At 66.8% G+C, this 22,052-nt stretch carries 20 protein-coding genes; 17 read left to right on the top strand and 3 right to left on the bottom strand.

Annotated features, from left to right (window positions below):
• Positions 1-42 precede the first annotated feature (42 nt).
• The 14 genes from G335_RS0111990 (at position 43) to iscR (ending at position 14,855) form a co-directional block, all read left to right on the top strand.
• On the top strand, positions 43-1,068 hold the full coding sequence (locus tag G335_RS0111990) for an aspartate-semialdehyde dehydrogenase (protein WP_018145859.1): 1,026 nt from the start codon (positions 43-45) through the stop codon (positions 1,066-1,068).
• 109 nt (positions 1,069-1,177) lie between these two features.
• Positions 1,178-3,655: a FimV/HubP family polar landmark protein gene (locus tag G335_RS0111985; protein ID WP_018176896.1), complete on the top strand. Its 2,478-nt coding sequence runs from the start codon at positions 1,178-1,180 to the stop codon at positions 3,653-3,655.
• A gap of 197 nt (positions 3,656-3,852) precedes the next feature.
• On the top strand, positions 3,853-4,515 hold the full coding sequence (locus tag G335_RS0111980) for a hypothetical protein (protein ID WP_018176895.1): 663 nt from the start codon (positions 3,853-3,855) through the stop codon (positions 4,513-4,515).
• A gap of 11 nt (positions 4,516-4,526) precedes the next feature.
• Complete coding sequence (gene truA / locus G335_RS0111975) at positions 4,527-5,378, top strand: tRNA pseudouridine(38-40) synthase TruA (protein WP_018145856.1); 852 nt, start codon at positions 4,527-4,529, stop codon at positions 5,376-5,378.
• A gap of 71 nt (positions 5,379-5,449) precedes the next feature.
• Positions 5,450-6,091, top strand: coding sequence for a phosphoribosylanthranilate isomerase (locus tag G335_RS0111970; protein WP_018145855.1), 642 nt, complete (start codon positions 5,450-5,452; stop codon positions 6,089-6,091).
• The gene (trpB, locus tag G335_RS0111965; protein WP_018145854.1) at positions 6,078-7,286 is read left to right on the top strand and encodes a tryptophan synthase subunit beta; all 1,209 of its coding nucleotides are present in this window, start codon (positions 6,078-6,080) and stop codon (positions 7,284-7,286) included. The genes G335_RS0111970 and trpB overlap by 14 nt, the downstream gene beginning before the upstream one ends.
• Positions 7,283-8,116: a tryptophan synthase subunit alpha gene (gene trpA, locus G335_RS0111960; RefSeq protein WP_018145853.1), complete on the top strand. Its 834-nt coding sequence runs from the start codon at positions 7,283-7,285 to the stop codon at positions 8,114-8,116. Before trpB ends, trpA begins: the two co-directional genes overlap by 4 nt.
• 36 nt (positions 8,117-8,152) lie before the next feature.
• Positions 8,153-9,118, top strand: a complete 966-nt coding sequence (accD, locus tag G335_RS0111955) for an acetyl-CoA carboxylase, carboxyltransferase subunit beta (protein ID WP_018145852.1) — start codon at positions 8,153-8,155, stop codon at positions 9,116-9,118.
• Positions 9,119-9,126: 8 nt separating this feature from the next.
• Positions 9,127-10,464 carry a bifunctional tetrahydrofolate synthase/dihydrofolate synthase gene (gene folC, locus G335_RS0111950; RefSeq protein ID WP_018145851.1) on the top strand — a complete coding sequence of 446 codons (1,338 nt, stop codon included), beginning with the start codon at positions 9,127-9,129 and terminating at the stop codon, positions 10,462-10,464.
• A gap of 110 nt (positions 10,465-10,574) precedes the next feature.
• Positions 10,575-11,174, top strand: a complete 600-nt coding sequence (locus G335_RS0111945; protein WP_018145850.1) for an SPOR domain-containing protein — start codon at positions 10,575-10,577, stop codon at positions 11,172-11,174.
• Positions 11,175-11,256: 82 nt separating this feature from the next.
• The gene (locus G335_RS0111940; RefSeq protein WP_018145849.1) at positions 11,257-11,808 is read left to right on the top strand and encodes a CvpA family protein; all 552 of its coding nucleotides are present in this window, start codon (positions 11,257-11,259) and stop codon (positions 11,806-11,808) included.
• Between the two features lie 95 nt (positions 11,809-11,903).
• Complete coding sequence (gene purF / locus G335_RS0111935) at positions 11,904-13,412, top strand: amidophosphoribosyltransferase (RefSeq protein ID WP_018145848.1); 1,509 nt, start codon at positions 11,904-11,906, stop codon at positions 13,410-13,412.
• 13 nt (positions 13,413-13,425) lie between these two features.
• Positions 13,426-14,013 carry a L,D-transpeptidase gene (locus G335_RS0111930; protein WP_018176894.1) on the top strand — a complete coding sequence of 196 codons (588 nt, stop codon included), beginning with the start codon at positions 13,426-13,428 and terminating at the stop codon, positions 14,011-14,013.
• A 362-nt stretch (positions 14,014-14,375) separates the two neighbouring features.
• Complete coding sequence (gene iscR / locus G335_RS0111925; protein ID WP_018145846.1) at positions 14,376-14,855, top strand: Fe-S cluster assembly transcriptional regulator IscR; 480 nt, start codon at positions 14,376-14,378, stop codon at positions 14,853-14,855.
• A 115-nt stretch (positions 14,856-14,970) separates the two neighbouring features.
• Here iscR and G335_RS0111920 read toward each other — a convergent pair whose 3' ends face one another.
• Genes G335_RS0111920 through G335_RS0111910 form a run of 3 tightly spaced genes read right to left on the bottom strand, consistent with a single transcriptional unit; the run spans position 14,971 to position 18,964 of the window.
• A complete protein-coding gene (locus tag G335_RS0111920) occupies positions 14,971-16,977 on the bottom strand; it encodes a transglutaminaseTgpA domain-containing protein (protein WP_018176893.1) in 2,007 nt (668 codons plus the stop codon).
• A gap of 44 nt (positions 16,978-17,021) precedes the next feature.
• Positions 17,022-18,044, bottom strand: a complete 1,023-nt coding sequence (locus G335_RS0111915; protein ID WP_018145844.1) for a DUF58 domain-containing protein — start codon at positions 18,042-18,044, stop codon at positions 17,022-17,024.
• A complete protein-coding gene (locus G335_RS0111910; RefSeq protein ID WP_018145843.1) occupies positions 18,026-18,964 on the bottom strand; it encodes a MoxR family ATPase in 939 nt (312 codons plus the stop codon). The genes G335_RS0111915 and G335_RS0111910 overlap by 19 nt, the downstream gene beginning before the upstream one ends.
• 121 nt (positions 18,965-19,085) lie before the next feature.
• Between G335_RS0111910 and G335_RS0111905 the strand changes: the two genes are divergently transcribed.
• From G335_RS0111905 to G335_RS0111895, 3 genes are read left to right on the top strand one after another with little or no spacing between them, the layout of a single operon-like run.
• Positions 19,086-20,234: an MlaE family lipid ABC transporter permease subunit gene (locus tag G335_RS0111905; protein ID WP_018176892.1), complete on the top strand. Its 1,149-nt coding sequence runs from the start codon at positions 19,086-19,088 to the stop codon at positions 20,232-20,234.
• 3 nt (positions 20,235-20,237) lie between these two features.
• Entirely contained in the window at positions 20,238-21,041 is an 804-nt protein-coding gene (locus G335_RS0111900; protein WP_018176891.1) for an ABC transporter ATP-binding protein, read from the top strand.
• Entirely contained in the window at positions 21,038-22,051 is a 1,014-nt protein-coding gene (locus G335_RS0111895) for an MlaD family protein (RefSeq protein WP_018145840.1), read from the top strand. The genes G335_RS0111900 and G335_RS0111895 overlap by 4 nt, the downstream gene beginning before the upstream one ends.
• Position 22,052: the final 1 nt, after the last annotated feature.

Here is a 22,052-nt window from a genome sequence, read left to right as displayed (position 1 = left end):
CTATCAATAGCTTGAAGATCAAAATTAAACCGGGAATTAACGATGAGTGACCGCAAATTTGACGTGGCCGTGGTCGGGGCAACGGGCGCCGTTGGCGAGGCCCTGCTGTCCATCCTGGCCGAGCGCGACCTGCCGATCGGGCGCGTGCATGCCCTGGCCAGCTCGCGGTCGGTGGGCAAGACGGTGGACTACGGCCGGCGCGAGTTGGAGGTCGAGGACCTGGCGACTTTTGATTTTTCCACGGTGCAGATCGGGCTGTTCTCGCCGGGCGCCTCGGTGTCCGCGGAATATGCGCCCAAGGCGGCGGCGGCCGGCTGCGTCGTGATCGACAATACCTCCCAGTTCCGCTACGACCCGGAGATCCCGCTCGTGATTCCGGAGGTGAACCCGGACGCGGTGGGCGATTACACGAAACACGGGATTATCGCGAACCCGAATTGCTCCACCATTCAGATGCTGGTGGCGCTGAAGCCGCTGCACGATGCGGTCGGCATCGAACGGATTAACGTGGCAACCTACCAGGCCGTGTCCGGTACTGGAAAAGAGGCGATCGAGGAGCTGGCGCACCAGACGGCGGCGTTGCTGAATGGCCGTCCGGTGGAGTGCAACGTGTATCCCAAGCAGATCGCGTTCAATGCCCTGCCGCACATCGACGTCTTCCAGGACAATGGCTACACCAAGGAAGAGATGAAGATGGTCTGGGAGACCCGGAAGATCATGGGCGACGAGTCCATCCTGGTGAACCCGACCGCGGTGCGCATTCCGGTGTTCTACGGGCATTCCGAGGCCCTGCATATCGAGACGCGCGAGAAGATCAGTGCGGAGAAGGCGCGCGAAATCCTCTCCGGCGCACCGGGGATCACGGTGCTGGACAAGCACGAGGACGGGGGCTATCCGACTGCGGTGACCGAGGGTTCCGGCAAGGATGCGGTGTTCGTCGGCCGCATCCGCGAGGACATTTCCCACCCCCGCGGACTGAACCTGTGGGTGGTCTCGGACAACGTGCGCAAGGGGGCCGCGTTGAACACGATTCAGATCGCGGAGGTTTTGATCCGCGATTACCTGTGATTTAATCCGGGAAAACGCCGGGGACACTACCCGGTACATCCGTGGCCAGGGGGTCATCGGCCGTGTTGGCCGAGGCAGTACGGCCACGTGGCATTTTCAGGGGGAATTCGTGCGCAAGTTTTTGGTTGGGTTTTTGTTCTTGCTGCTGGTGGCCCCGGCGTCCTCGAGTTCCGTGGGCTTCGGCGAAATCAATCTTCAATCCTTCCTGAATCAGCCCTTGCGGGCGGAGATTCCCTTGCGGGGAGCGGCAGCTGCGGGCGATTCCCTGCGAATTCGCCAGGCTTCCGAGGATGCATACCGCCGCGCCGGTCTGAACCGTGGCGGTGTTCCGGGGGACCTGAACATCCAGGTCGAGGGTGACCGCATCATCCTGACCACACGCCGGCCGGTGCGCGAGCCCTATGTGGGCATGCTGCTGGAGGCGCGCTGGGATGGCGGGCGCGCCATGCGCGAGGTCTCGTTGTTGCTGGATCCGCCCGGCACGATGCCTTCCGGAACTTCTGCGCCGGCCGTGAGCGGGGACCCCGGCGCAGCGCCGCGTGCGACCCGCGAAGGCGAAACCATCCGGGTGCGTAGTGGCGACACCCTCTACGCGGTCGTGCGCCGCAGCGGTGTCTCGGGATACAGCGACGAGCAGGCCATGCTCGCGTTCCTCGACGCCAATCCGCAGGCCTTCATGGGTAACAACATCAATTCGCTGCGCGCGGACGCGGAATTGCGTACGCCGTCCCGCGAACAGTTGGACGCGCGCAGTACCGCCGAGGCGCGGGCCGAGGTTGCCGATCAGACGCGCTCCTGGCAGGAATCCACTCGCGCGGCTCGCGAAGAACCGGAGCCGGCTCCGGCCGCGGCTGAGGAGGGTGTCGAGGGCGAGGCGCTCGCCGAGGACGAAGAATCGGCTGTTACGGAGGACGCTGCCGCGGCGGTTGCGGACGACGAATCCGCAGTGGCCGAATCGGACTCGGCCGTGACCGAGGACGAAACGGCGGTGGGCGACGAGGCCGCGACCGAGGCGGTGGCGCCCGAGGATCGCCTGGAGATCGTCGCCGATCTGCTGCCGGAAGATGCCGAAGCCGGGGCAACCGAGGGGGGTTCCGAGGAGCTGCTGCAGGAAGCCCTGCTGTCCCAGCGCGCCGAAATGGACGGAATGCGCGCCGAGCTCTCCGAATTGCGCGAGGAGCTTGGCGAGCGTGGGCGTCTGGCCGAGATCTCCAGCGAGAACATGGCTGGGCTCGAGGAACAGCTGAGCCAGCTGCGCGCCGAGCGCGAACAGCTGCGCACCCGTCTGGATCGTGCGGATGCTGAACGCAATGCCCCGCTGCACGAACGCATCATGAATGACCCGTTGCTGCTGATGATGGCGATTGCGCTGGTCATTCTGCTGCTGCTGGTGTTGCTGGCTTTTGCCCGCGGCGGCCGCCGCGAGGTGATGGTCGACGATCACGGTTCCGGCCTGAAGCCGCGTGCGGACAACAGCAAGGTGCAGGCGACCGGCTTCGATGCCCGCAGTTACGAGACCGGGGAGATGGGTTCGCCAGATCGCTCGACGACCCGTGCCGCCGCTGCCACCGTGGTTGGCACGGCCGCGGCGGCGGGTGGCGCGGAACGCGATGATGGGCAACAGGAAGACGCTTCCCATCTGTCGGCCGATTCGGGGGAAGAGGTTGGCGAGGTCGTGGTCGCCAGCACCAGTCAGAAGGGAGGCGAGGCGACAGATGACGTACTGGCAGAGGTAGATGTCTGCCTGGCGTACGGCATGAACGATCAGGCGGTCGAGACGCTCAATGCGGCGATCGAGCGCGATCCGGATAACAAGCAGTACCGCCTGAAGTTGGTCGAGGCACATCTCGCGCTTGAGGATGAAGAGAGCGCAAGGCAGGCGGCCGGTGCGCTGCGCGGTCGGCTGGATGCGGGTGATACGGCTACGCGTGATCGCCTGTCCGATCTGGAATCCCGGATTGGGGAGGGGGCCGGTCTTGGCGCCACTGCAGCTGGTGGCACGATGGCCGGCGATCTCGGTGATGTGCCTTCGGCGGAAGGAAGCCGCGCGACGGAATCCGACAGCAATGAGATCGATTTCTCGGGTCTGGAGCTTCCCGAGACCGACGAGGCGGCGGAAAGCCTGGGGAGCGAGCCGGTTGCGGATGATCAGGGCCTGTCGTTCGACCTCGACGAGAATCTGGAAGCGGATCTGGCGAACGCCGCGGAAGGTAATGTTTCCAGCGCGGATGCTGATGGGGACCTGAACGATCTTGCGTTCGACATCGACGAGAACGAGCTGCCGGAGACAGATTCCACCGCGAGTGGCGGGGAACAGGCGGAGCCGGAAGCTGGCCTGGATCTGGACGAGAACCTGCTTGGCCCGGGTGGTTCCGATGCGCCTGTTGCCGGTCAGGATGAAACCGACGATGGTTCCGCAGGAGCGGACGCGGACGAGAACGTCACGCGTCTGAGTCTGGCCCAGGCCTATGCCGACATGGGAGATCAGGAAGGTGCCCAGGAATTGATCGACGAGGTCCTGGCCTCGGGCACCGATGATCAGAAACGCGAGGCCGAGGGGATCCGCGAGCAGATTCAGGGCTCGTGACCATCGGGAAGTCGGGGTTCCGGACCGGATGTTCCCGGTTCGGTCTCGGCTGACTCCCGGAATGTGCAGACCGGCCCCGCCCGGGGGCAAAACCCCGGGCGGGGCCTTTTTTGTGATTCATTAATCGCTGCGAGGGCGGTTCACGCTTGGTTCAGACCTCCGAATTGCCGCCAGAATCGGTACCGCACCCGCCGGGCGTGGTGTGGGCGGTGTGGGCGTTTCTGGGGGTGCTGGCTGCTTCTGCTGCGCTGGTATCGGCCGAGCCACGGGTACTCGTGGTGATGGCCGTGCTCGTGGGCGGGCTGGCGTGGCCCGGCGGGTTTGCCTGGGGCCGTGCCGGTCGCTTGATCCTGCGCATGAAGTGGTTCTACCTCTCCCTGCTGGTCTTCTATGGCCTGTGGCCGATGGAGGGTGGCGATCTTGCCGCTGGGCTCCAGGAGGCCGGGACTCGTATCCTCGCCCTGGTCCTGGTGCTGCTGCTGGTGGTCTGGCTCACCGAGCGGTTTTCAAGGCCTGTGCTCGTACGCAGTCTCGGTTTGGTTCTGGGCGGACCTTGGCAGGTGTTCGGTGCCTGGGGCGAGCGTTTCGCCCGGCGACTGTTTCTCGCCCTGATGTATTTCGAGGGGGATCGAGCGGCGATCAAGGCGCGCCGGGAGGCGCTTGGGGGGGCGAGAAAGGCTCGGCTGGAAGCGGTGCGCGAGTGGCTGGTGCAGCGTCTGGATCAGGCCCTTTCCGGACCGAGCGGGGCGGAGGACGGCCCGGCCGACCTTGGGACGGAGAATCGGGCAGTGCCCCGCTGGGCAGTCATCGGCTTGTGGTTCGGGGTGCTGGCGGCCTGGCTCACTTGGTGGTTTTTTTGAGGAGCGGACATTTGAGTGAGGCGCACGCACAACCGGGCTTCAATGATGCGGGTGAGCAGGTACAACGCTGGGCGCTGGGGGTCGAATATGACGGGCGTGGGTTGTTGGGCTGGCAGCGCCAGAAGGACGGTCCCAGCGTGCAGCAGCAGTTGGAGGCGGCACTGGGGTTTGTGGCGAATCATCCGGTCGCGTTGAGTTGTGCGGGGCGCACCGATGCGGGAGTCCATGCCACGGCGCAGGTGGTGCATTTCGATACTCCGGCGGAGCGCGAGCCGCGTGCATGGATCCTGGGCGCCAACAGTCGCCTGCCTGACGCGATTGCCGTGACCTGGGCGCAACCGGTTCCGGGGGCGTTTCACGCCCGGTTCGGCGCATTTGGCAGACGGTATCGCTACGTCATTGCGAATCGAGCGGTGCGTCCGGCACTGGAGGCCGGACGAGTGTCCTGGTGGCGGCGTCCGCTGGATGCGGAGCGCATGCATCGCGCGGGTCAGACCTTTGTCGGCGAACATGACTTCAGCAGCCTGCGGGCGGCGGCTTGCCAGGCGAAATCGCCGGTGCGGCGCGTGCATTCGTTGTCGGTGATCCGGCGCGGGGCCCTTGTGATCCTGGACATCCACGCGAATGCCTTTCTGCATCACATGGTGCGCAACATCGCCGGCGTGCTGTTGGCGGTAGGGGATGGGCGCGCCGATCCCGGCTGGCCGGCGGAGGTTCTGGCGGCGCGTGATCGGCGCGCGTCGGGGATCACCGCGCCGGCCGGCGGGCTCTATTTCGTGCATGTGGATTATCCGGTGGAGTTCGAGCTGCCGATCACCGCGGGGCCGGTCCTCGATGGCGTCCCGGGGAATGCGCCGGGGTGATTGCGGGAAAGCCGGATCGCGTGCCGGGTTCTGGTAGGCTTTGCGACCGGACAGAGGAGGCCGGCGGGCGCATGCGTTATCGGGTGAAGATCTGCGGAGTGACGAGCCCGGAACAGGCACGCGCCGCGGCGGCGGCCGGGGCCGATGCCATCGGGCTGGTGTTTCATGCAGCGAGTCGGCGGGCGGTTGAGCCGGCGCAGGCCGCGGCCATCGCGGCCGCGCTGCCGCCGTTCGTGACCACGGTGGGTCTGTTCGTGGACCCGGATCCGTCACGAGTCGAAACGGTGTTGCAGACGGTAGGGCTGGATTGCCTGCAGTTTCACGGGCACGAGACGGCGCCGTTTTGCGCGCGCTTCGGGCGGCCTTATCTGAAGGCCATCGCCATGGGCAAGGGGCAGGATCCACGCCCGGCGATGGAGCAGCACCCGGATGCCCAGGGGTTTCTCCTGGATAGCCATGGTGGGGGGCGCAGCGGCGGGTCGGGGCACCGCTTCGACTGGCAGCGCGTCCCCGATGCCCTGGAACGGCCCTGGCTGCTGGCCGGGGGGCTGGATGCGGACTCGGTGCGCGCTGCGCTGGAACACCTGCGCCCGTACGGGGTCGATGTGAGTTCCGGGGTGGAATCCGCGCCCGGGGTCAAGGATGCACGACGCATGCGGGCCTTCGTGCAGGCGGTGCGTCAATGCGAGGTGGAGACTGATGAACAAGATTGACTGGGCGGCTTTCCCGGATGCCCGTGGGCATTTCGGGCCGTATGGCGGGCGCTTCGTGTCCGAGACCCTGATGGGGGCGCTGGACGAGCTACAGGCGGTGTACGAGCAGTACATGCAGGATCCCGACTTCCTGGCGGAGCTGGATCATGACCTGAAGCAGTTCGTTGGGCGGCCCAACCCGCTCTATCACGCCGAGCGCATGTCGCGGGAACTGGGTGGTGCGCAGATCTACCTCAAACGCGAGGACCTGAACCACACCGGGGCGCACAAGGTAAACAATACGATCGGCCAGGCCCTGCTGGCCAAGCGCCTGGGCAAGAAGCGAATCATCGCCGAGACCGGTGCCGGACAGCACGGCGTCGCGACGGCCACCGTGGCCGCGCGGCTGGGGTTGGAATGCGTGGTCTACATGGGCGAGGAGGACACCCGGCGCCAGACTCAGAACGTTTATCGCATGCGCCTTCTGGGCGCCGAGGTGGTGGCGGTAAAGTCCGGCACCCGCACCCTGAAGGACGCGTTGAACGAGGCGATGCGCGACTGGGTGACCAACGTCGACGACACCTTCTACATCATTGGCACCGTGGCAGGGCCGCACCCGTATCCGGCGATGGTCCGTGACTTCCAGGCGGTGATCGGCCGCGAGGCCCGCGAGCAGCACCTGGCAATGACCGGCCGCCTGCCGGATACCCTGGTCGCCTGTGTTGGCGGCGGGTCCAATGCCATCGGGCTGTTCCATCCGTTCCTTGGCGACGAGTCGGTGGCGATGATCGGGGTCGAGGCCGGGGGCGACGGGGTCGAGACCGGACGCCACTCTGCGCCGCTGTGCGCCGGGCAGCCGGGCGTTCTGCACGGCAACCGGACGTACCTGATGGAAGACGAGAATGGCCAGATCATCGGCACGCACTCGGTCTCGGCGGGCCTGGACTACCCGGGCGTCGGGCCGGAGCATGCGTGGCTGAAGGACATCGGCCGGGTGAACTACGTGTCGGTAACGGATGACCAGGCGCTGGCTGGCTTCCACCGCATGACCCGCACCGAGGGCATCATCCCGGCGCTGGAGACCAGTCATGCGATTGCCCATGTGCTGGACCTGGCCCCGCAGATGCGTCCCGATCAAAGCATCATCATCAATCTGTCCGGGCGCGGCGACAAGGACCTGAACACCGTGGCCGAACGCGAGGGGATTACGCTATGAGCCGCATCGAGCAGCGTTTTGCCGAACTGCGCGAACAGAATCGCGCGGCGTTGATCCCGTACGTGACGGCGGGCGACCCGGAGCCGGGGGCCACCGTACCCCTGATGCACGCACTGGTGGAGGCCGGGGCCGACCTGATCGAGCTGGGCGTCCCGTTTTCCGACCCGATGGCCGATGGCCCGGTGATCCAGAAGGCCTGCGAACGGGCCCTGCGTTTTGGCACCGGGTTGCGCGACGTGCTGGCGATGGTGGCGGAGTTCCGCAAGCAGGACACCACCACGCCGGTGGTCCTGATGGGCTACCTGAATCCGGTGGAGCGCATGGGGTACGAGACCTTTGCCCAGACCGCGAAGGCGGCCGGGCTGGATGGGTTGCTGACGGTGGACCTGCCGCCGGAGGAGAGCGAGGACGTGGTGGGGCTGCTGGAGCAGGCCGGCATCGATCCCATCTTCCTGATCGCACCCACGACCTCGGAGGCGCGTATCGATCATGTGGCCCGGGCGGCGCGCGGCTTCGTTTACTACGTATCGCTGAAGGGCGTGACCGGTTCGCAGACCCTGGATACCTCGGCACTGGCCGCGCGCCTGGAGGGTCTGCGTCGCCACACCGGGCTGCCGTTGGGCGTCGGCTTCGGCATTCGCGATGCGGAGACCGCGGGGAGGGTCGCGCAGGTGGCCGATGCCGTGGTGGTGGGCAGCGCAATCGTGCGCCTGGCCGAGGAGCACGACGGCGATGCCGACGGCTTCGCCCGTGCGGCGGCGGCGGTGGTCAGTGAGATGCGTCGTGCCATGGATGCGGCGCGCTCCCCGGGCGCGGCAGCCACGGTGTAGAATGCGCGGCGCCGATTCGAATTACGGGGAGACGGCATGAGCTGGTTCGAGAAGTTGATGCCTTCGCGCATCCGCACCGACAATGCGACCAAGCGGGGGGTCCCGGAGGGCCTGTGGGTCCGTTGCGAGGGCTGTGACGCGACGCTTTATCGCCCCGAGGTGGAACGCAACCTCGATGTCTGCCCGAAATGCAGTCATCACCGCCGCATGAGCGCACGCCGGCGCCTGGAAACCTTCCTGGATGCCGAGGGCCGTGAGGAGATCGCGGCGGATATCGAATCCTCCGATGTCCTGAAATTTCGCGATTCCAAGAAGTACAAGGATCGCCTGGTGGCGGCCCAGCGGGCCACCGGCGAGCGCGATGCCCTGGTCGTGATGCAGGGCCAGCTTCTGGGGCGCCCCTTGGTGGCGTCTGCCTTCGACTTCCGCTTCATGGGCGGTTCCATGGGCTCCGCGGTGGGCGAGCGCTTCGTGCGTGGGGCCAACCGGTCGCTGGAACAGGGCATCCCGCTGGTGTGCTTCAGTGCCTCCGGTGGTGCGCGCATGCAGGAGGCGTTGTTCTCGCTGTTGCAGATGGCCAAGACCAGCGCGGTACTGGCGCGCATGCAGGAAGAACGCATCCCGTTCATCTCGGTGATGACGGATCCGACCATGGGGGGTGTGTCGGCGAGCCTGGCCATGCTGGGTGATCTGAACGTGGCCGAGCCGAATGCCCTGATTGGCTTTGCCGGGCCGCGCGTGATCCAGCAGACCGTGCGCGAGACCCTTCCCGAGGGCTTCCAGCGTTCGGAGTTTCTGCTCGAGCATGGCGCGATCGACATGATCGTCGATCGCCGTGACATGCGCAGCCGTCTGGCTGCGGTGCTGGGCATGCTGACCCACGCCCCGGCGCCGGGCGCCGACCCAACCGCGGATGAGGCGGAGGGTGAGGGGTCCGTCGAGGTTATCAGTCCCGAAAACGGGGCGGACGGCGAGCGCGTCGACGCGCCGCGCCCCGCCTGAGGCAGCCGGTGCGCTTCACGACCCTGGCGCAGTGGCTCGCCTTCCAGGAGCAACTGCATCCCGTGGGAATGGATCTGACCCTGGAGCGCATTGCCCTGGTGGCCGACCGCCTGGGGCTGCGTGGGGCCGGCAGACCGCCCACCGTGATCGTGGCCGGGACCAACGGCAAGGGGACGGTGGCGACGCGCACCGCGGCCCTGCTGCAGGCGCAGGGGCTGAAGGTCGGCCTGTTCACCTCGCCGCACCTGCTGCGCTACAACGAACGCATCCGCATCGACGGCGAGCCCGTCTCCGATGCCGCCCTGTGCCGTGCCTTCGAGGCGATCGACCAGGCTCGCGGCGAGGATTCCCTGACCTATTTCGAATTCGGTGCACTGGCCGCGGTCTGGCTGTTCCGCGAGCAGGGAGTCGCGGTACAGGTGCTGGAGGTGGGGCTGGGCGGGCGCCTGGACGCCGTCAACATCTGGGATGCCGACGTCGCTGCGATCACCGCGGTGGACCTCGATCATCAGACCTGGCTGGGCGACAGTCGCGAGGCGATCGGCCGCGAGAAGGCCGGTATCATGCGCCCCAATCGCCCGGTAGTGCTGGGCGAGCCCGAACCGCCGGCCAGCGTGCTGGAGCATGCCGCACAACTGGGGGCGCAGGTCCTGCGCAGTGGGCGTGATTTCGCCCTGACGCGCGACGCGACGACGCTACGATGGCAGTGGCAGGGGACGGCGCGCGAATGGCGGGTCGAGGGCGCAGCCGCCCGGATTGATGGTGCGGCGCTCCTGAACACGGCTACGGCCCTCGCTGTGGTCGAATCACTGGGACTGGCCCGGGGGCTCGACGATGGTGTCGTCAGTCGGGCCCTGGCGATCTCGGCGCCGGGGCGTCTGCAGCGGCTACACGGCGAGCCGGAATGGCTGCTGGATGTTGCCCACAACGTGCATGCGGTCAACGAACTGGCGCGCTGGCTGGAGGCGCATCCCGTCCCGGGCGCGGTGGTGGCCCTGGTCGCCGTCATGGCGGACAAGGAGCGGGCCGCCATGTGGAGTCGTCTGGATGGCCTCGTCGATGCCTGGGTGCCAGTCCCGCTGGACCTGCCGCGGGCATTGCCCGCCGCGGCGCTGGCCACCGAGTTGGAGGCGAGCGGACAACGCCGGGTGTCCCGCGTGGATGACGTCGCGGCGGCCATCGCAGAAGCAACGCGTTGCGCCGGACCTTGCGGCCGGGTGGTGGTGTTCGGTTCGTTCTACACCGTGGCGGCGGTACTGGAGCAGTCGCAGGACCTGGCCGACCTGGCACTGTCCGGACAGGCCGAGGCGCTTGGTGGCGCGGGCGAGGTTGTGCATGCCCTTTGAGCGTCAGGCGCGTCACGCCCGACGGCTTGCGACGCCGGCGCGAGCGAGCGTAGTGTCACAGGCGTGTAGTGTTTCCTTAACTGGCCCTGGCGCCGCCCTCGGATGACCGCATGACCAGCAGCGACAATCCCATCCGCTTTCGCCTGGTTGGCGCGGTCATCCTGATCGTGCTGGCGGTCATCTTTTTGCCCTGGTTGTTCGACGGGGCAGGGTACGAGTACATGAGCGGGATCGATGACCCGGTGCCCGCGGCGCCCACCTTTGCCGAGCCCGATATCGCCCTGCCATCGGAGCGCCCGGCTGCACGTCGGGACACGGCACCCGCCGCGCCGGTGGCGGAACGCGACAGGCCGGTTGCCGAGTTGCACAGCCTGGAGAATGGCGAGGGCGCGCGCGCGGCCGCTGGGGAGCAGGGAGGTTCCGCGGCCCGCCAGGATGCGCCGGTGCGCTCGGTCGAGCCAGACGAGCCGGTCCAGGCCGGGTGGGCGGTGCAGGTGGGGAGCTTCCGCGGCGAGGACAACGCGCGCGAGCAGGCGGCCCGCCTGCGCGACACGGGCTGGCCCGCCTTCATCGATGACTCCATGGCCGATGGCCGCCCGATTTACCGGGTGAAGGTCGGTCCGCTGGCGCAGCGCGAGGAGGCCGTGAAGCTGGGCGAACGCCTGCAGGACGAGCTGGAGTTGTCCGGTATCGTGGTGGCACACCCCTGATGGCCATGACGACCGGGGCACCCTGCGAGGAACCGATGGCTGGGGTAAACTACGCGCCCTTTCAGCACGCGATGCCGGCCCCGTGAACTGGATCGACCTCATCATCATCGCCCTGATCGTTGTGTCAGGGCTGATCAGCCTTTTCCGTGGCTTCGTGCGCGAGTCCTTTTCGCTCGCCACGTGGATCGTGGGCGTGTGGCTGGGTATCCGCTATGCGGCCGAGGTGGCGGAACAAGTCCCCCAGGCGGTGTCGGATGCCACCCTGCGCCTGGGCATTGGCTTCGCTCTGATCTTTATTGGCGTCCTGATTGTGGGCGGCATTCTCGGCGTGGTGGCCAATCGCCTGGTGAAGGGGACCGGGCTGACCGGTACCGACCGCTCGCTGGGCGTGATCTTTGGGCTGCTGCGCGGTGTGCTGCTGGTGGCGGTGCTGATCTTCCTTGCCTCGCTGACCTTGATGCCGGACGAGTCCTGGTGGGAAAACAGCCGCCTGATCCCGGAGTTCGAGCGCCTGGTGGATTGGCTGATTGCCCAATTGCCGGAAGGCTGGCAGGAACAGATCCATGATCTGCTGGCGAGTGACGAGCCGGTCGAAGAAGTAATCCCCGACGCCGACGAGCCGGCGACGCCCTAGAAGCGAGCTGCAAACGGCATTTGCAGCGCAACGTGTGCTGACAGGCCGTGAACGGCTTTGGTCAGCGTTTGCAAAACCCTGGAGCCTGAAACCGTATGTGTGGAGTTGTCGGAATCGTCGGGCGCAGCCCGGTGAACCAGCCCCTTTATGACGCCCTGCTGGTCTTGCAGCATCGGGGCCAGGATGCCGCAGGCATTGTGACCTGTGACGATGACGGGCGGCTGCATCTGCGCAAGGACAACGGTCTGGTGCGCGATGTGTTCAACAACCAGCACATGCAGAGCCTGACGGGCCATATGGGTATCGGCCATGTGCGCTACCCGACGGCCGGTTCGTCCAGCTCGGCCGAGGCGCAGCCGTTCTACGTGAACTCGCCGTTCGGGATTACGCTGGGGCACAACGGCAACCTGACCAACGCGCGCGAGCTCAAGCAGGCGCTGTACGCCACGGATCGCCGGCACATCAACACCGACTCGGACTCCGAGATCCTCCTGAACGTCTTCGCCCAGGAGCTGCTGCGCTTCCTCGACAACGGGCTGACGCCGGATTCCGTGTTCGATGCGGTGGAGCGCGTGCACCAGCGGGCCGAAGGCGCCTACGCGGTGGTCGCGATGATCGCCGGGGGCGGTCTGCTGGCGTTCCGCGATCCGCACGGCATTCGGCCCATTGTTTATGGCTCGCGCGAGGCCGAAGAGGGCGGGCGCGAATGGATGGTCGCCTCCGAAAGTGCCGCGCTGGAGTCCCAGGGCTTTGATCTGGAGCGGGACCTGGCACCGGGCGAGGCGGTGTTCATCACGCCGGACGGCGAGGTCAGCACGCGCGTGTGTGCCGAGGGGACCCGCCTGAACCCGTGCATCTTCGAGCACGTCTACTTCGCGCGCCCAGACTCGGTGATCGACAACGTGTTCGTCCACCGCGCGCGCATGCGCATGGGGACCGCGCTGGGCGAAAAGATCCGGAGTATCTGGCCGGATCACGACATCGACGTGATCGTACCGATCCCCGACACCGGCCGTACCGTAGCGCTGGAGATGGCGCACGAACTGAACATCAAGTACCGCGAGGGGTTCATCAAGAACCGCTACATCGGGCGTACGTTCATCATGCCGGGCCAGACCAAGCGGCGGAAATCCGTGCGCCAGAAGCTCAACGCGATCTCGCTGGAGTTCCGCGGCAAGAACGTGATGCTGGTGGACGACTCCATCGTGCGCGGCACGACCTCGCGCGAGATCGTGATGATGGCGCGCGAGGCCGGGGCGAAGAAGGTCTATTTCGCCTCGGCCGCGCCGCCGGTGCGCTATCCCAACGTGTACGGGATCGACATGCCGGCCGCCGACGAGCTGATTGCCCACGGTCGGGACGAGGCCCAGGTGTGCGAGGCGATTGCCGCCGACCGCCTGATCTACCAGGACCTTGAAGACCTGCAAAAGGCCGTGCGCCGCGGCAACCGGAACATTCAGGAGTTCGACTGCTCGGTCTTCACCGGGGAGTACGTGACTGGACTGCCTCCGGACTACCTGGAACACCTCGCAGCGCTGCGCGGTGACGGGCTGGTGAACACGCCGGTCGCCGGCGAGGTGCTGGATCTGGCCAACAAGAAGTAGACGCGAGGTGCTCTTGCCCAGTCTCCAATGGATCGAACCCGTCGTCCGGGATGCCCGCGAACGAGCCCCCAATGCGGATGATGTCCCGGTGGTGGTGGTCCGGGTGGATCAGCAGCGGCTGTACGTCTGGGAGGCCGGGCGGGTGACGGAGATCTTCGATGTGTCGACCTCGGCGCGCGGGGTGGGTTTCGAAGAGGGAACCTTCAAGACGCCGCTGGGCCTGCATCGGATTGCCGAGCGCTTCGGTGACAGCGCGCCGCGTGGCACGATCTTCCGTGCCCGCGGCAACACCGGCCAGATCGCGGAAATCCTGACCGAACCGGGCGCGCAAAGCCCGCGCGATAACATCACCTCGCGGATCCTCTGGCTGGAAGGGCTGGAGCCGGGCATCAATCGGGGCGGCAATGTGGATTCGCTGCGCCGGTACATCTACATCCACGGGACCGACGAGGAGGGACGCATTGGCGAACCGGCCTCGGAGGGCTGTGTGCGCATGCGCAACGATGAAGTGATCGAGCTGTTCCCGCGCCTGCCGGTCGGGACGTTGGTGATGATCCTCGAGGGTCCGGCCGTGCCGGAGCTCAGTCGGCCGTCCGGCTGACAAGCCAAGTGCCCGGACGGGCACGTCCGTCATCTCCGGTACCCATCGGAAAAGCGCGTCTCCGCTCGGGCATATCGTCTCTTCGTCCTTCCTCCCCCCTGCCTTCTGCCAGGGCTGGCCCGTTGCCGATTCGCTCTTGTGCCGGGGAACTCCGTTGCATGGAACGGTTCTGAATACCTACGTTAGCATTCCGTGATCTTTCTTCATTCGCCTGCTAGAATGAGGGAATTATTCCCGACTACCATTGTCAGGTAAGTAAGGAATTATTCTTGACAGGCGTTGTCAGGAATTAAGAATGGATGCCAGCCTGCGAACGGATGTCGAGCAGGACACATACTCAAGGTTATTCGGAGGCAACAAGCATGAAACTCTCAACCAAGGGCCGCTATGCAGTGACGGCCATGATGGATCTGGCGATTCACGACCGGATCGGTCCTGTGACGCTTGCCGACATCTCGCAGTGCCAGGGCATTTCGCTGTCCTACCTCGAGCAGCTGTTCGCCAAGCTGCGCAAGGCCGATCTGGTGGAAGGCGTGCGGGGCCCGGGTGGTGGTTATCGCCTGGCCAAGCGTGCGGACCAGATCAGCATTGCCAACATCATTACGGCGGTGGATGAATCCGTCGACGTGACGCGCTGCAAGGGCCACAAGGACTGCCAGGACGGCGATCGCTGCCTGACCCACGAGCTGTGGGACGACCTGAGCCAGCAGCTCTACGACTTCCTCGACGGGATTACCCTGGCGCAGTTTGCCAACCGTCCCGAGGTGCAGAAGGTCGCGCGGCGTCAGGACGAGCGGCGCGGTGCGCGGCACCACTTCATCTTCCGTAACGACGCGGCATAAGGCGTCACGCGGGACGATTCGCTCACCGCGGGTCGTGGACAGAAAACGGGGCCGTCCGGGTCAGACAGACCGGACGGCCCCGACTCGTTTGGGGCGCCGGAAACACGAGCGCGCACTACGCCTGGACGGGGTCCGGTCCGGGCGCGGGCGGCTTCCCTCGCGGTACCGTGTACTGCAGGCCGCGCAGGTGACGCAAATCTTCTCGGCGTTGTTCGGGCGTCAACGGGGCGAAACGCTGGCGGTTGTAGGCCTCTGCGAAGGCCTTCAAGGATTCCCTCAGATCCGGGCGCGCCCGTGCGACGCGGCGGGACCAGGCATCCACAGGCTCGTGGGCCTGGCGGGCCAGGCGGCGGTCGTGGCGCGCGATGCGGCGCGATAGTTGTTGCAGCACGCGATCGGCGGGCGCGTGCCGCTGGCGCGGCCGGCGCAGCCCTACCCAGGTCAGGGCGATCAGCGCCAGGCTGCCGAACCCAACCCCCAGCGCGATCAGGACCGAGCGCCAGTCCTGCGAATCCAGCCCGAGGCGAGCGAACAGCTCGCGCTGGCGTTCGGGGTCGAAGGCCAGCACCCAGCTTTCCCAGCGAAAGCGTACGAAGTCGCCCCAGTCGTCCATCCCGAAGCGCGCCCGCTGCAGCCAGGAGAGCCCCTCCCCGCGGCGAAGAAAGCCGGGTATCTCCTCGCCGGTGTCGCTGGCCAGCCCGGGCAGCCCCTGTTCGATGCGTTCGGGTGCGATGGCGGCGGTGGGGTCGACCCGGATCCAGCCTTCGCCATCCAGCCAGACCTCGTTCCAGGCGTGGGCATCGGCGTTGCGCAGGCGCAGGTATTCGCCACGGGCCTGCCATGCTCCGCCCTGGTAGCCGGTGACGACGCGGGTCGGGATATCGGCCGCGCGCATCAGCACTGCAAACGCGGAGGCATAGTGCTCGCAGTAACCGGCCTGGGTCTCGAACAGGAAGGTGTCGGTGGTGTCGTCTTCGAGTCGTGGGGGCTGGAGGGTGTAGCGGTATGGCTCGGCGCTGAACCGTTGCAGCGCCGCCTGGATGATGGCGCGATCGTCGTCTCCGTGGGTGGCGCGCCACAGGGCAACCTCGGCCCGCGACCGGGGCGCGGCGGAAGTCGGCAGGTGCAGTGCGCGGGTACGCTCCTGTGGATCCAGTGTGGGTTCGCCCGCTCCGGGTGGGGTGGTCAGGGCGGCCTCGGCGCTGTACTGGATGCGGCTGGTCACGGGGCGATCGCGCAGGACTTGGTAGTTCGCGCGCAGCTCGGCATCCTCGGGCAGGGCGCTTGGGTAATCCAGCATCGGCAGATAGCGCGCTCGGGTGGGCTCCAGGGTGGCGGTGTAGCGGATGACGTTGTCGGTGTCGGCGGCCGTGGGCTGGATCACCGAGCGATTTTCGTCCGCGGACCAGCGCCGGCCATCGAAGTCCGTCATGACCAGGGCGCGCCAGTATTGCGCCCGCAGGGGCGGCACTTGGCGGTCGAATTCGACCCGCAGCGCGGTCGATTCGTCCTGCAGCAGGTTGGCGATATCGCCGGGATTGAGCTCGCCGGACAACCCGGTGCGCGCGGTCTGCTCGCGTTGTGGGTCGCCCCACAGCGGACCCTCGACGCGCGGAAAGACGAAGAACAGGATCAGCATGAAGGGCAGGGCATGCAGCAGCATGGCGCCCGCCTGCCGCGCGAGGCGCGGGCGGGGGATCACGCGTCCGGCATGCACCTGGATCAGTGCGGCGGTGAGCAGCCAGGTGGCCAGGAGCGAATAGGCCGCGATCAGGATGGATTGGTCGAAGAAATAGGTGGTGACCACCACGAAGTAGCCGAGGAACAGTGCGATCACGATGTCGCGGCGGTTGCGGGTCTCCAGCAGCTTGAAGGCGATCATCACCAGCAACAGCGCGGTGCCGGCCTCCTGGCCGAATACGGTGCCGAACTGCGCGAAGGTCAGGCCACCGGCGATCACGGCCAGCACGCTCATCACGCCCAGCGAAGGGGCGGGGCGGCCCGTGCCCAGCAGCCACGCCCGCGCGGCGATCGCGAGCACGACCAGCGCGGTGATCCACGGTGGCTGATGCCAGACGTGTGGCAGGGCGGCGACCGGCAGGGCGACCAGGGCCAGCTCCAATCCGCGCAGATCCGTGTGGTCTGCAGGCCTGGTGGTCTTGTCTCTCATGAGCCCGGCTCCGGGTTCAATTCGACCGGGTTGCTGCGGAATCGCGCAAGGGCATGCAGGCAGTGATCGCGGTGAATCACTCCCTGGGCCGGCTCCAGGGCCTGGTCTGGCAGGCGCAGGCCGAAGACGCGGCCCTCCGCGTGGGCCGCGAGTACCTGATGGCACAGCATGGACAGGCGGGTCTCGGTATCGGAGGCGGGCATGGCCCCCCATTCCAGCCACAGGCGATCACCCTGGCCGCTGGCGAATTCACGGACATGCAGCTTGCCGCTGCGGGCGAAGGCCTTCCAGACGATGCGACCGGGTGGATCCCCCGCACGGTAGGGGCGGATCTGGTCGGGCGCATCGCCCTCGCGCCGGTCGTGTGCCCCTGCGGCTTCTTCGCCATCGTCCCCGGCGGTGTGTCCCGGATCGATCGGCGCCGGGTAGACCACGATCTCCGGCGCCAGGGTCAGCCAGCTCCAGACCTCCAGGATGCCCAGCGGGTAGCGTGTGTCCAGCCGCTGGCGTGGCAGGCGGTAGACGCCGCGCGCGAGTCCGGGGAGTTCCAGCTGTGCGGTATGGGTCCCCTGTGCCGGGACCGGGAAGGGGGCGCTGGAGTGCGCCCCGATGCGCAGGACCAGGGCCTCGCGGGCCCGTCCAGCGGTCTCGCTCAGGCGTAGCGGGAGGGGCAGCGGTTGACCGGCAAATACCGCAGGGACGGGCAGGGTGGAGACCTGCAGCCCCAGCAGGTTGCGATGGGTATACCACATGGCGTTATGGCCGATGCCCACCAGCAGGAAGGTCAGCAGGAACGCCATGTTGTTGGAGTAGTTGATCGCCCCCAGGAGCATCACCAGGATGATGCCGAACAGGGTGTACCCGGCACGCGTGGGCAGGATGTAGATGCGGTCGCGCCCGAGGTGCGCCTGGTCGCCATCGTGTGCGTGGCGCCGGGTGATCCAGCGGATGGCATCGTCGCGCAGGCGGGCCATTCGGCCGCGCGAGCGGGCCGGTCCGGTCACGGAGTCGGGACGCATTCCATCAGGCGCGCGACCGTGCGTTCGGGGGGCTCCGGCTCGCGTGCGCGCACCCGATGTCCGGCAACGGCTGGCAATACGAGGGCGATATCGTCGGGTGTCGTGTAGTCACGGCCCTCCAGGAAGGCGTGGGCCCGGGCCGCACGCAGTAGTCCCAGCCCGGCACGCGGTGACAGGCCGTGGGCGAAGCGCGCTCGGTCGCGGCTGGCACTGATCAGGCCTTGGAGATAGTCGAGGACCTCCGCACCGGCATGGACCTCGGCTACCCGGTCCTGCCACTCCCGCAGCTGGTGCGGGGCCACCAGGCTGGGCGGAGTGGGGTGGCTCTCCGCCACCGGTGCGGCCGCGGGGGCGGGACCGCTGCGTTCCAGCAGGGCCCGTTCGGCGCCGGCGTCCGGGTAGCCAAGCTGGATGCGCATCAGGAACCGGTCGAGCTGGGATTCCGGCAGCGGGTGAGTGCCAACCTGCTCCTCCGGATTCTGGGTGGCGATGACGAAAAACGGCACCGGCAATTCGCGGGTGGCGCCCTCCACACTGGCCTGGCGCTCTTCCATTGCTTCCAGCAGGGCACTCTGCGTTTTCGGGGGCGCGCGGTTGATCTCGTCGGCGAGCAGGACCTGGGTGAAGATCGGCCCGGGATGGAAGCGGAACTGGCCGCTGGCCTGCTCGAAGATGGAGACACCGAGGACATCGCCGGGCAGCAGATCACTGGTGAACTGCACGCGTTGGTACTCGAGGTTCATCGCCCGGGCCAGGGCGTGGGCCAGGGTGGTCTTGCCCACCCCGGGCACGTCCTCGATCAGCAGGTGCCCATTGGCCAGCAGGCAGGCCAGCGCCAGGCGCACCGGCTCGGGTTTGCCAAGGAGGACCTCGTTCAGTGCGCGTTCTACCTGTTGCAGGGCGTCCTTGGCCGATGACATTCGAGCCTCGTTGTGGGTTGCTGCGGATGGATTGGCAGTTTGCCTTGAGTTCTTCACCGGCGAATGGTTCCAGGGTCCAGGATGCGGCTACCATGAAGGTTCGTTCTCCGCGAGTCACGCGATGGATTCCACGGCCGCCAGTGCGGAACCCCCGTTCGAATATGATGCCACAGTCGATCCCGCACCCCGGCTGCGCCTGTCGGGGCGGCTGGACGTGCATGCCGTGGAGCAACACTGGGGCTCGCTGCGGCGCCGCGCCCGCGATCTGGGGCAGCAGGCGGCGGGTGCGGTGCTGGTTGACCTGCGGGGCGTCGAGTACTGCGACGGGGCGGGGGCGGCGTTGCTGCATGCGCTGGAGCAAGACTTCGCGCGCGCAGACGCCGAGGTCCAGTTCGAGGGTATGAGCCGCATGGTCGAGGAGCAGCTTGCCCCCTATCGGGAGCTGGATGCGGTCGAGCCGGCTCGGGCTGCGGACGGGCGTGGCTGGTGGCAGGGGTGGATGGACGGCGTGGACCGGGTGGGGCGTGCGGCGCACTTGCAGTTCAGCTTTGTCGGCGAGCTGACCCAGGCCGTCGGCAGTGCCCTGCGCCACCCGCGCCAGGTGCGGTGGGGCGATACCCTGCGGGTGGCGGAGGCGGCGGGCTTCCAGGCCCTGCCAATCGTCTCGCTGATTGCCTTCCTGCTGGGCGTGATCCTGGCCTTTCAGTCGGCGATCGCGATGCGCCAGTTCGGGGGCGAGATCTTCGTCGCCAACCTGGTGGCGGTGTCGCTGTTCCGCGAACTGGGGCCGTTGATGATGGCGATCCTGCTGGCGGGCCGCTCGGGCGCCGCCTTTGCGGCCGAGATCGGCACGATGAAGGTGAACGAGGAAGTCAACGCCCTGAAGACGATGGGGCTGGATCCGGTGCGCTTTCTCGTGCTGCCGAAGGTGCTCGCGGGGTTGCTGGTTGCGCCATTGCTGGCCCTGTACGCGAACATGATCGGGCTGATCGGCGCTGCAGTGGTGATGCAAGGCTTCGGCATTCCCTGGGTGGCGTTCTTCAATCAGGTGACGTCCGCACTGTCACTTTCGGACCTGTTTTCCGGGCTGGTCAAGGCGGTGGTGTTCGGCCTGGTGGTCGCCGGGGTAGGCTGTCTGCGCGGATTGCAGACCGGCAGCGGGGCTGCCTCGGTCGGGCTTTCCACCACCAGCGCGGTAGTGACATCCATCATTCTCATCGTGGTGCTGGACGGCGTGTTCGCCGTGCTGTTCTACCATCTGGGGGTCTGAGGCATGACCGACGCGGGCATGACCGTCCCGGATGGCACGCAAGGCGAAGTGGTTATCCGTGTTCGCGGGCTGACCATGGGTTTCGATGACCTTGTGCTGATGCGCGATCTGAACTTCGATGTTCGCCGGGGCGAGATCTTCGTCATCCTGGGAGGCTCCGGTAGTGGCAAGAGCACGCTTCTCAAGCACATGATCGGGCTTAACCGGCCGCAGGCCGGGCATATCTGGGTCGCCGGTGCGGATATCACCGAGGCGGAGGGCGCGCAGCGCGAGGCGATCCTGCGCCGGGTCGGGGTGATGTACCAGATGGGGGCGCTGTTCGGGTCAATGACGCTGCTGGAGAACGCGCGCCTGCCACTGGAGGTGCACACCGATCTCCCGCGCGAGGCGATGGATGCGGTCGCGCGCGCCCGTCTGCAATTGGTGGGGCTGGGGGCCTTCGCCGATTTCATGCCCTCGGAGATCAGCGGCGGCATGCAGAAACGCGCGGCCATCGCCCGCGCCATGGTGCTGGACCCGGAGGTCCTGTTCCTGGACGAGCCCTCTGCCGGCCTCGACCCGATCACCTCGGCGGATCTGGATCGGCTGATCCAGCGCCTGGCCCGGACCCTGGGCATGACCATCGTGATCGTGAGTCACGAACTGGCCAGCATTTTTGCGATTGCCGACCGGGTGATTATGCTCGACAAGGAGAGTCAGGGGATTGCCGCCGAGGGCGACCCGGCCACCCTGCGTGACACATCAGATCATCCGTGGGTGCAGCGCTTCCTGCGGCGGACGGATTCCGACCAAGAGAGGTCCGCATGAGTGCCCGACATCATTTCCGACTGGGGTTGTTCATCCTCGGCGGGCTGGCGGCCCTGGTGGCGGCGTTGCTGATCCTGACGGCGGGTAACCTGCTGCGCCCGTCCATCCAGATCGAGACCTACATGGATTCCTCGATCCAGGGCCTGGAGATCGGGGCGCCGGTCAAGTTTCGCGGCGTGAACATCGGCGAGGTGACCGACCTGACCTTTACCTCGGTGGTCTACGAATCCGATGTGCGCCCGCGTGATCGCCGGCGCTACGTGATGGTGCGGGCGCGGCTGTACCCGGACCGTTTTGCCGCCAGTGCGCGGGAAGGCGAGTTCGAGACCCGTATTCTCGAGAATCTGGTCGAGGCCGGGCTGCGCGTGCGCATGGCGGCACAGGGAATCACCGGCATGAGCTACCTGGAGACGGATTTCTCCGAGCCGGGAACCCATCCGCCACTAGCCCATGACTGGGAGCCACACTCGATCTATGTGCCGTCTGCGCCCAGCACCGCAATGCAGTTCCTCGAATACGCGGAGAACCTGCTCAAGCGCATCGACGAGCTGGATATCGAGGGCGTCGTGGACAACCTGACCAACCTCTTGGTGACCGTGGATACCACGCTTAACGAACTGGATACCGGGCGCCTGGCGGAGCAGGCCGATGAAATGATCGACGAACTGAAGACCACGACCCGCACGGCGACCCGGGTGATGGAGTCGGTCGAGCGTCTGGTCGAGCATCCGGATACCCAGGCCCTGCCCAGCGAGACCCGCGCCGCGCTGCGCGAACTGCGCGAGACCGCCGAGGCGGCCGATGTCGGGCGCCTGGTGGACCGGATGGATGCCATGGTGGAGCGACTGGACAGGGGGATGGACGTCAGTGAGAGCAAGTTGCTGGAGACTCTGGACGAGCTGCAGGCTACGATCACCGGCTTGCGCAGCCTGTCGGACGATGTTCGCCGCAATCCCGGAGGTGCGCTGTTCGGTGCCCCGCCGCCGCGCAGTTCGATGGACGAGGAGTAAA

This window comes from Thioalkalivibrio sp. AKL8 (genome assembly GCF_000380525.1).
Lineage (GTDB): Bacteria > Pseudomonadota > Gammaproteobacteria > Ectothiorhodospirales > Ectothiorhodospiraceae > Thioalkalivibrio > Thioalkalivibrio versutus.
This window is presented reverse-complemented; position numbering and strand designations above follow the sequence as displayed.

Excerpts from the sequence above, each read along its gene's own strand:
- G335_RS0111990 (WP_018145859.1), top strand. The coding sequence starts at position 43 with ATGAGTGACCGCAAATTTGACGTGGCCGTGGTCGGGGCAACGGGCGCC.
- G335_RS0111970 (WP_018145855.1), top strand. The coding sequence starts at position 5,450 with ATGCGTTATCGGGTGAAGATCTGCGGAGTGACGAGCCCGGAACAGGCA.
- trpB (WP_018145854.1), top strand. The coding sequence starts at position 6,078 with ATGAACAAGATTGACTGGGCGGCTTTCCCGGATGCCCGTGGGCATTTC.
- trpA (WP_018145853.1), top strand. The coding sequence starts at position 7,283 with ATGAGCCGCATCGAGCAGCGTTTTGCCGAACTGCGCGAACAGAATCGC.
- accD (WP_018145852.1), top strand. The coding sequence starts at position 8,153 with ATGAGCTGGTTCGAGAAGTTGATGCCTTCGCGCATCCGCACCGACAAT.
- G335_RS0111945 (WP_018145850.1), top strand. The coding sequence starts at position 10,575 with ATGACCAGCAGCGACAATCCCATCCGCTTTCGCCTGGTTGGCGCGGTC.
- purF (WP_018145848.1), top strand. The coding sequence starts at position 11,904 with ATGTGTGGAGTTGTCGGAATCGTCGGGCGCAGCCCGGTGAACCAGCCC.
- iscR (WP_018145846.1), top strand. The coding sequence starts at position 14,376 with ATGAAACTCTCAACCAAGGGCCGCTATGCAGTGACGGCCATGATGGAT.
- G335_RS0111915 (WP_018145844.1), bottom strand. The coding sequence starts at position 18,044 with ATGCGTCCCGACTCCGTGACCGGACCGGCCCGCTCGCGCGGCCGAATG.
- G335_RS0111910 (WP_018145843.1), bottom strand. The coding sequence starts at position 18,964 with ATGTCATCGGCCAAGGACGCCCTGCAACAGGTAGAACGCGCACTGAAC.
- G335_RS0111905 (WP_018176892.1), top strand. The coding sequence starts at position 19,086 with ATGGATTCCACGGCCGCCAGTGCGGAACCCCCGTTCGAATATGATGCC.
- G335_RS0111900 (WP_018176891.1), top strand. The coding sequence starts at position 20,238 with ATGACCGACGCGGGCATGACCGTCCCGGATGGCACGCAAGGCGAAGTG.
- G335_RS0111895 (WP_018145840.1), top strand. The coding sequence starts at position 21,038 with ATGAGTGCCCGACATCATTTCCGACTGGGGTTGTTCATCCTCGGCGGG.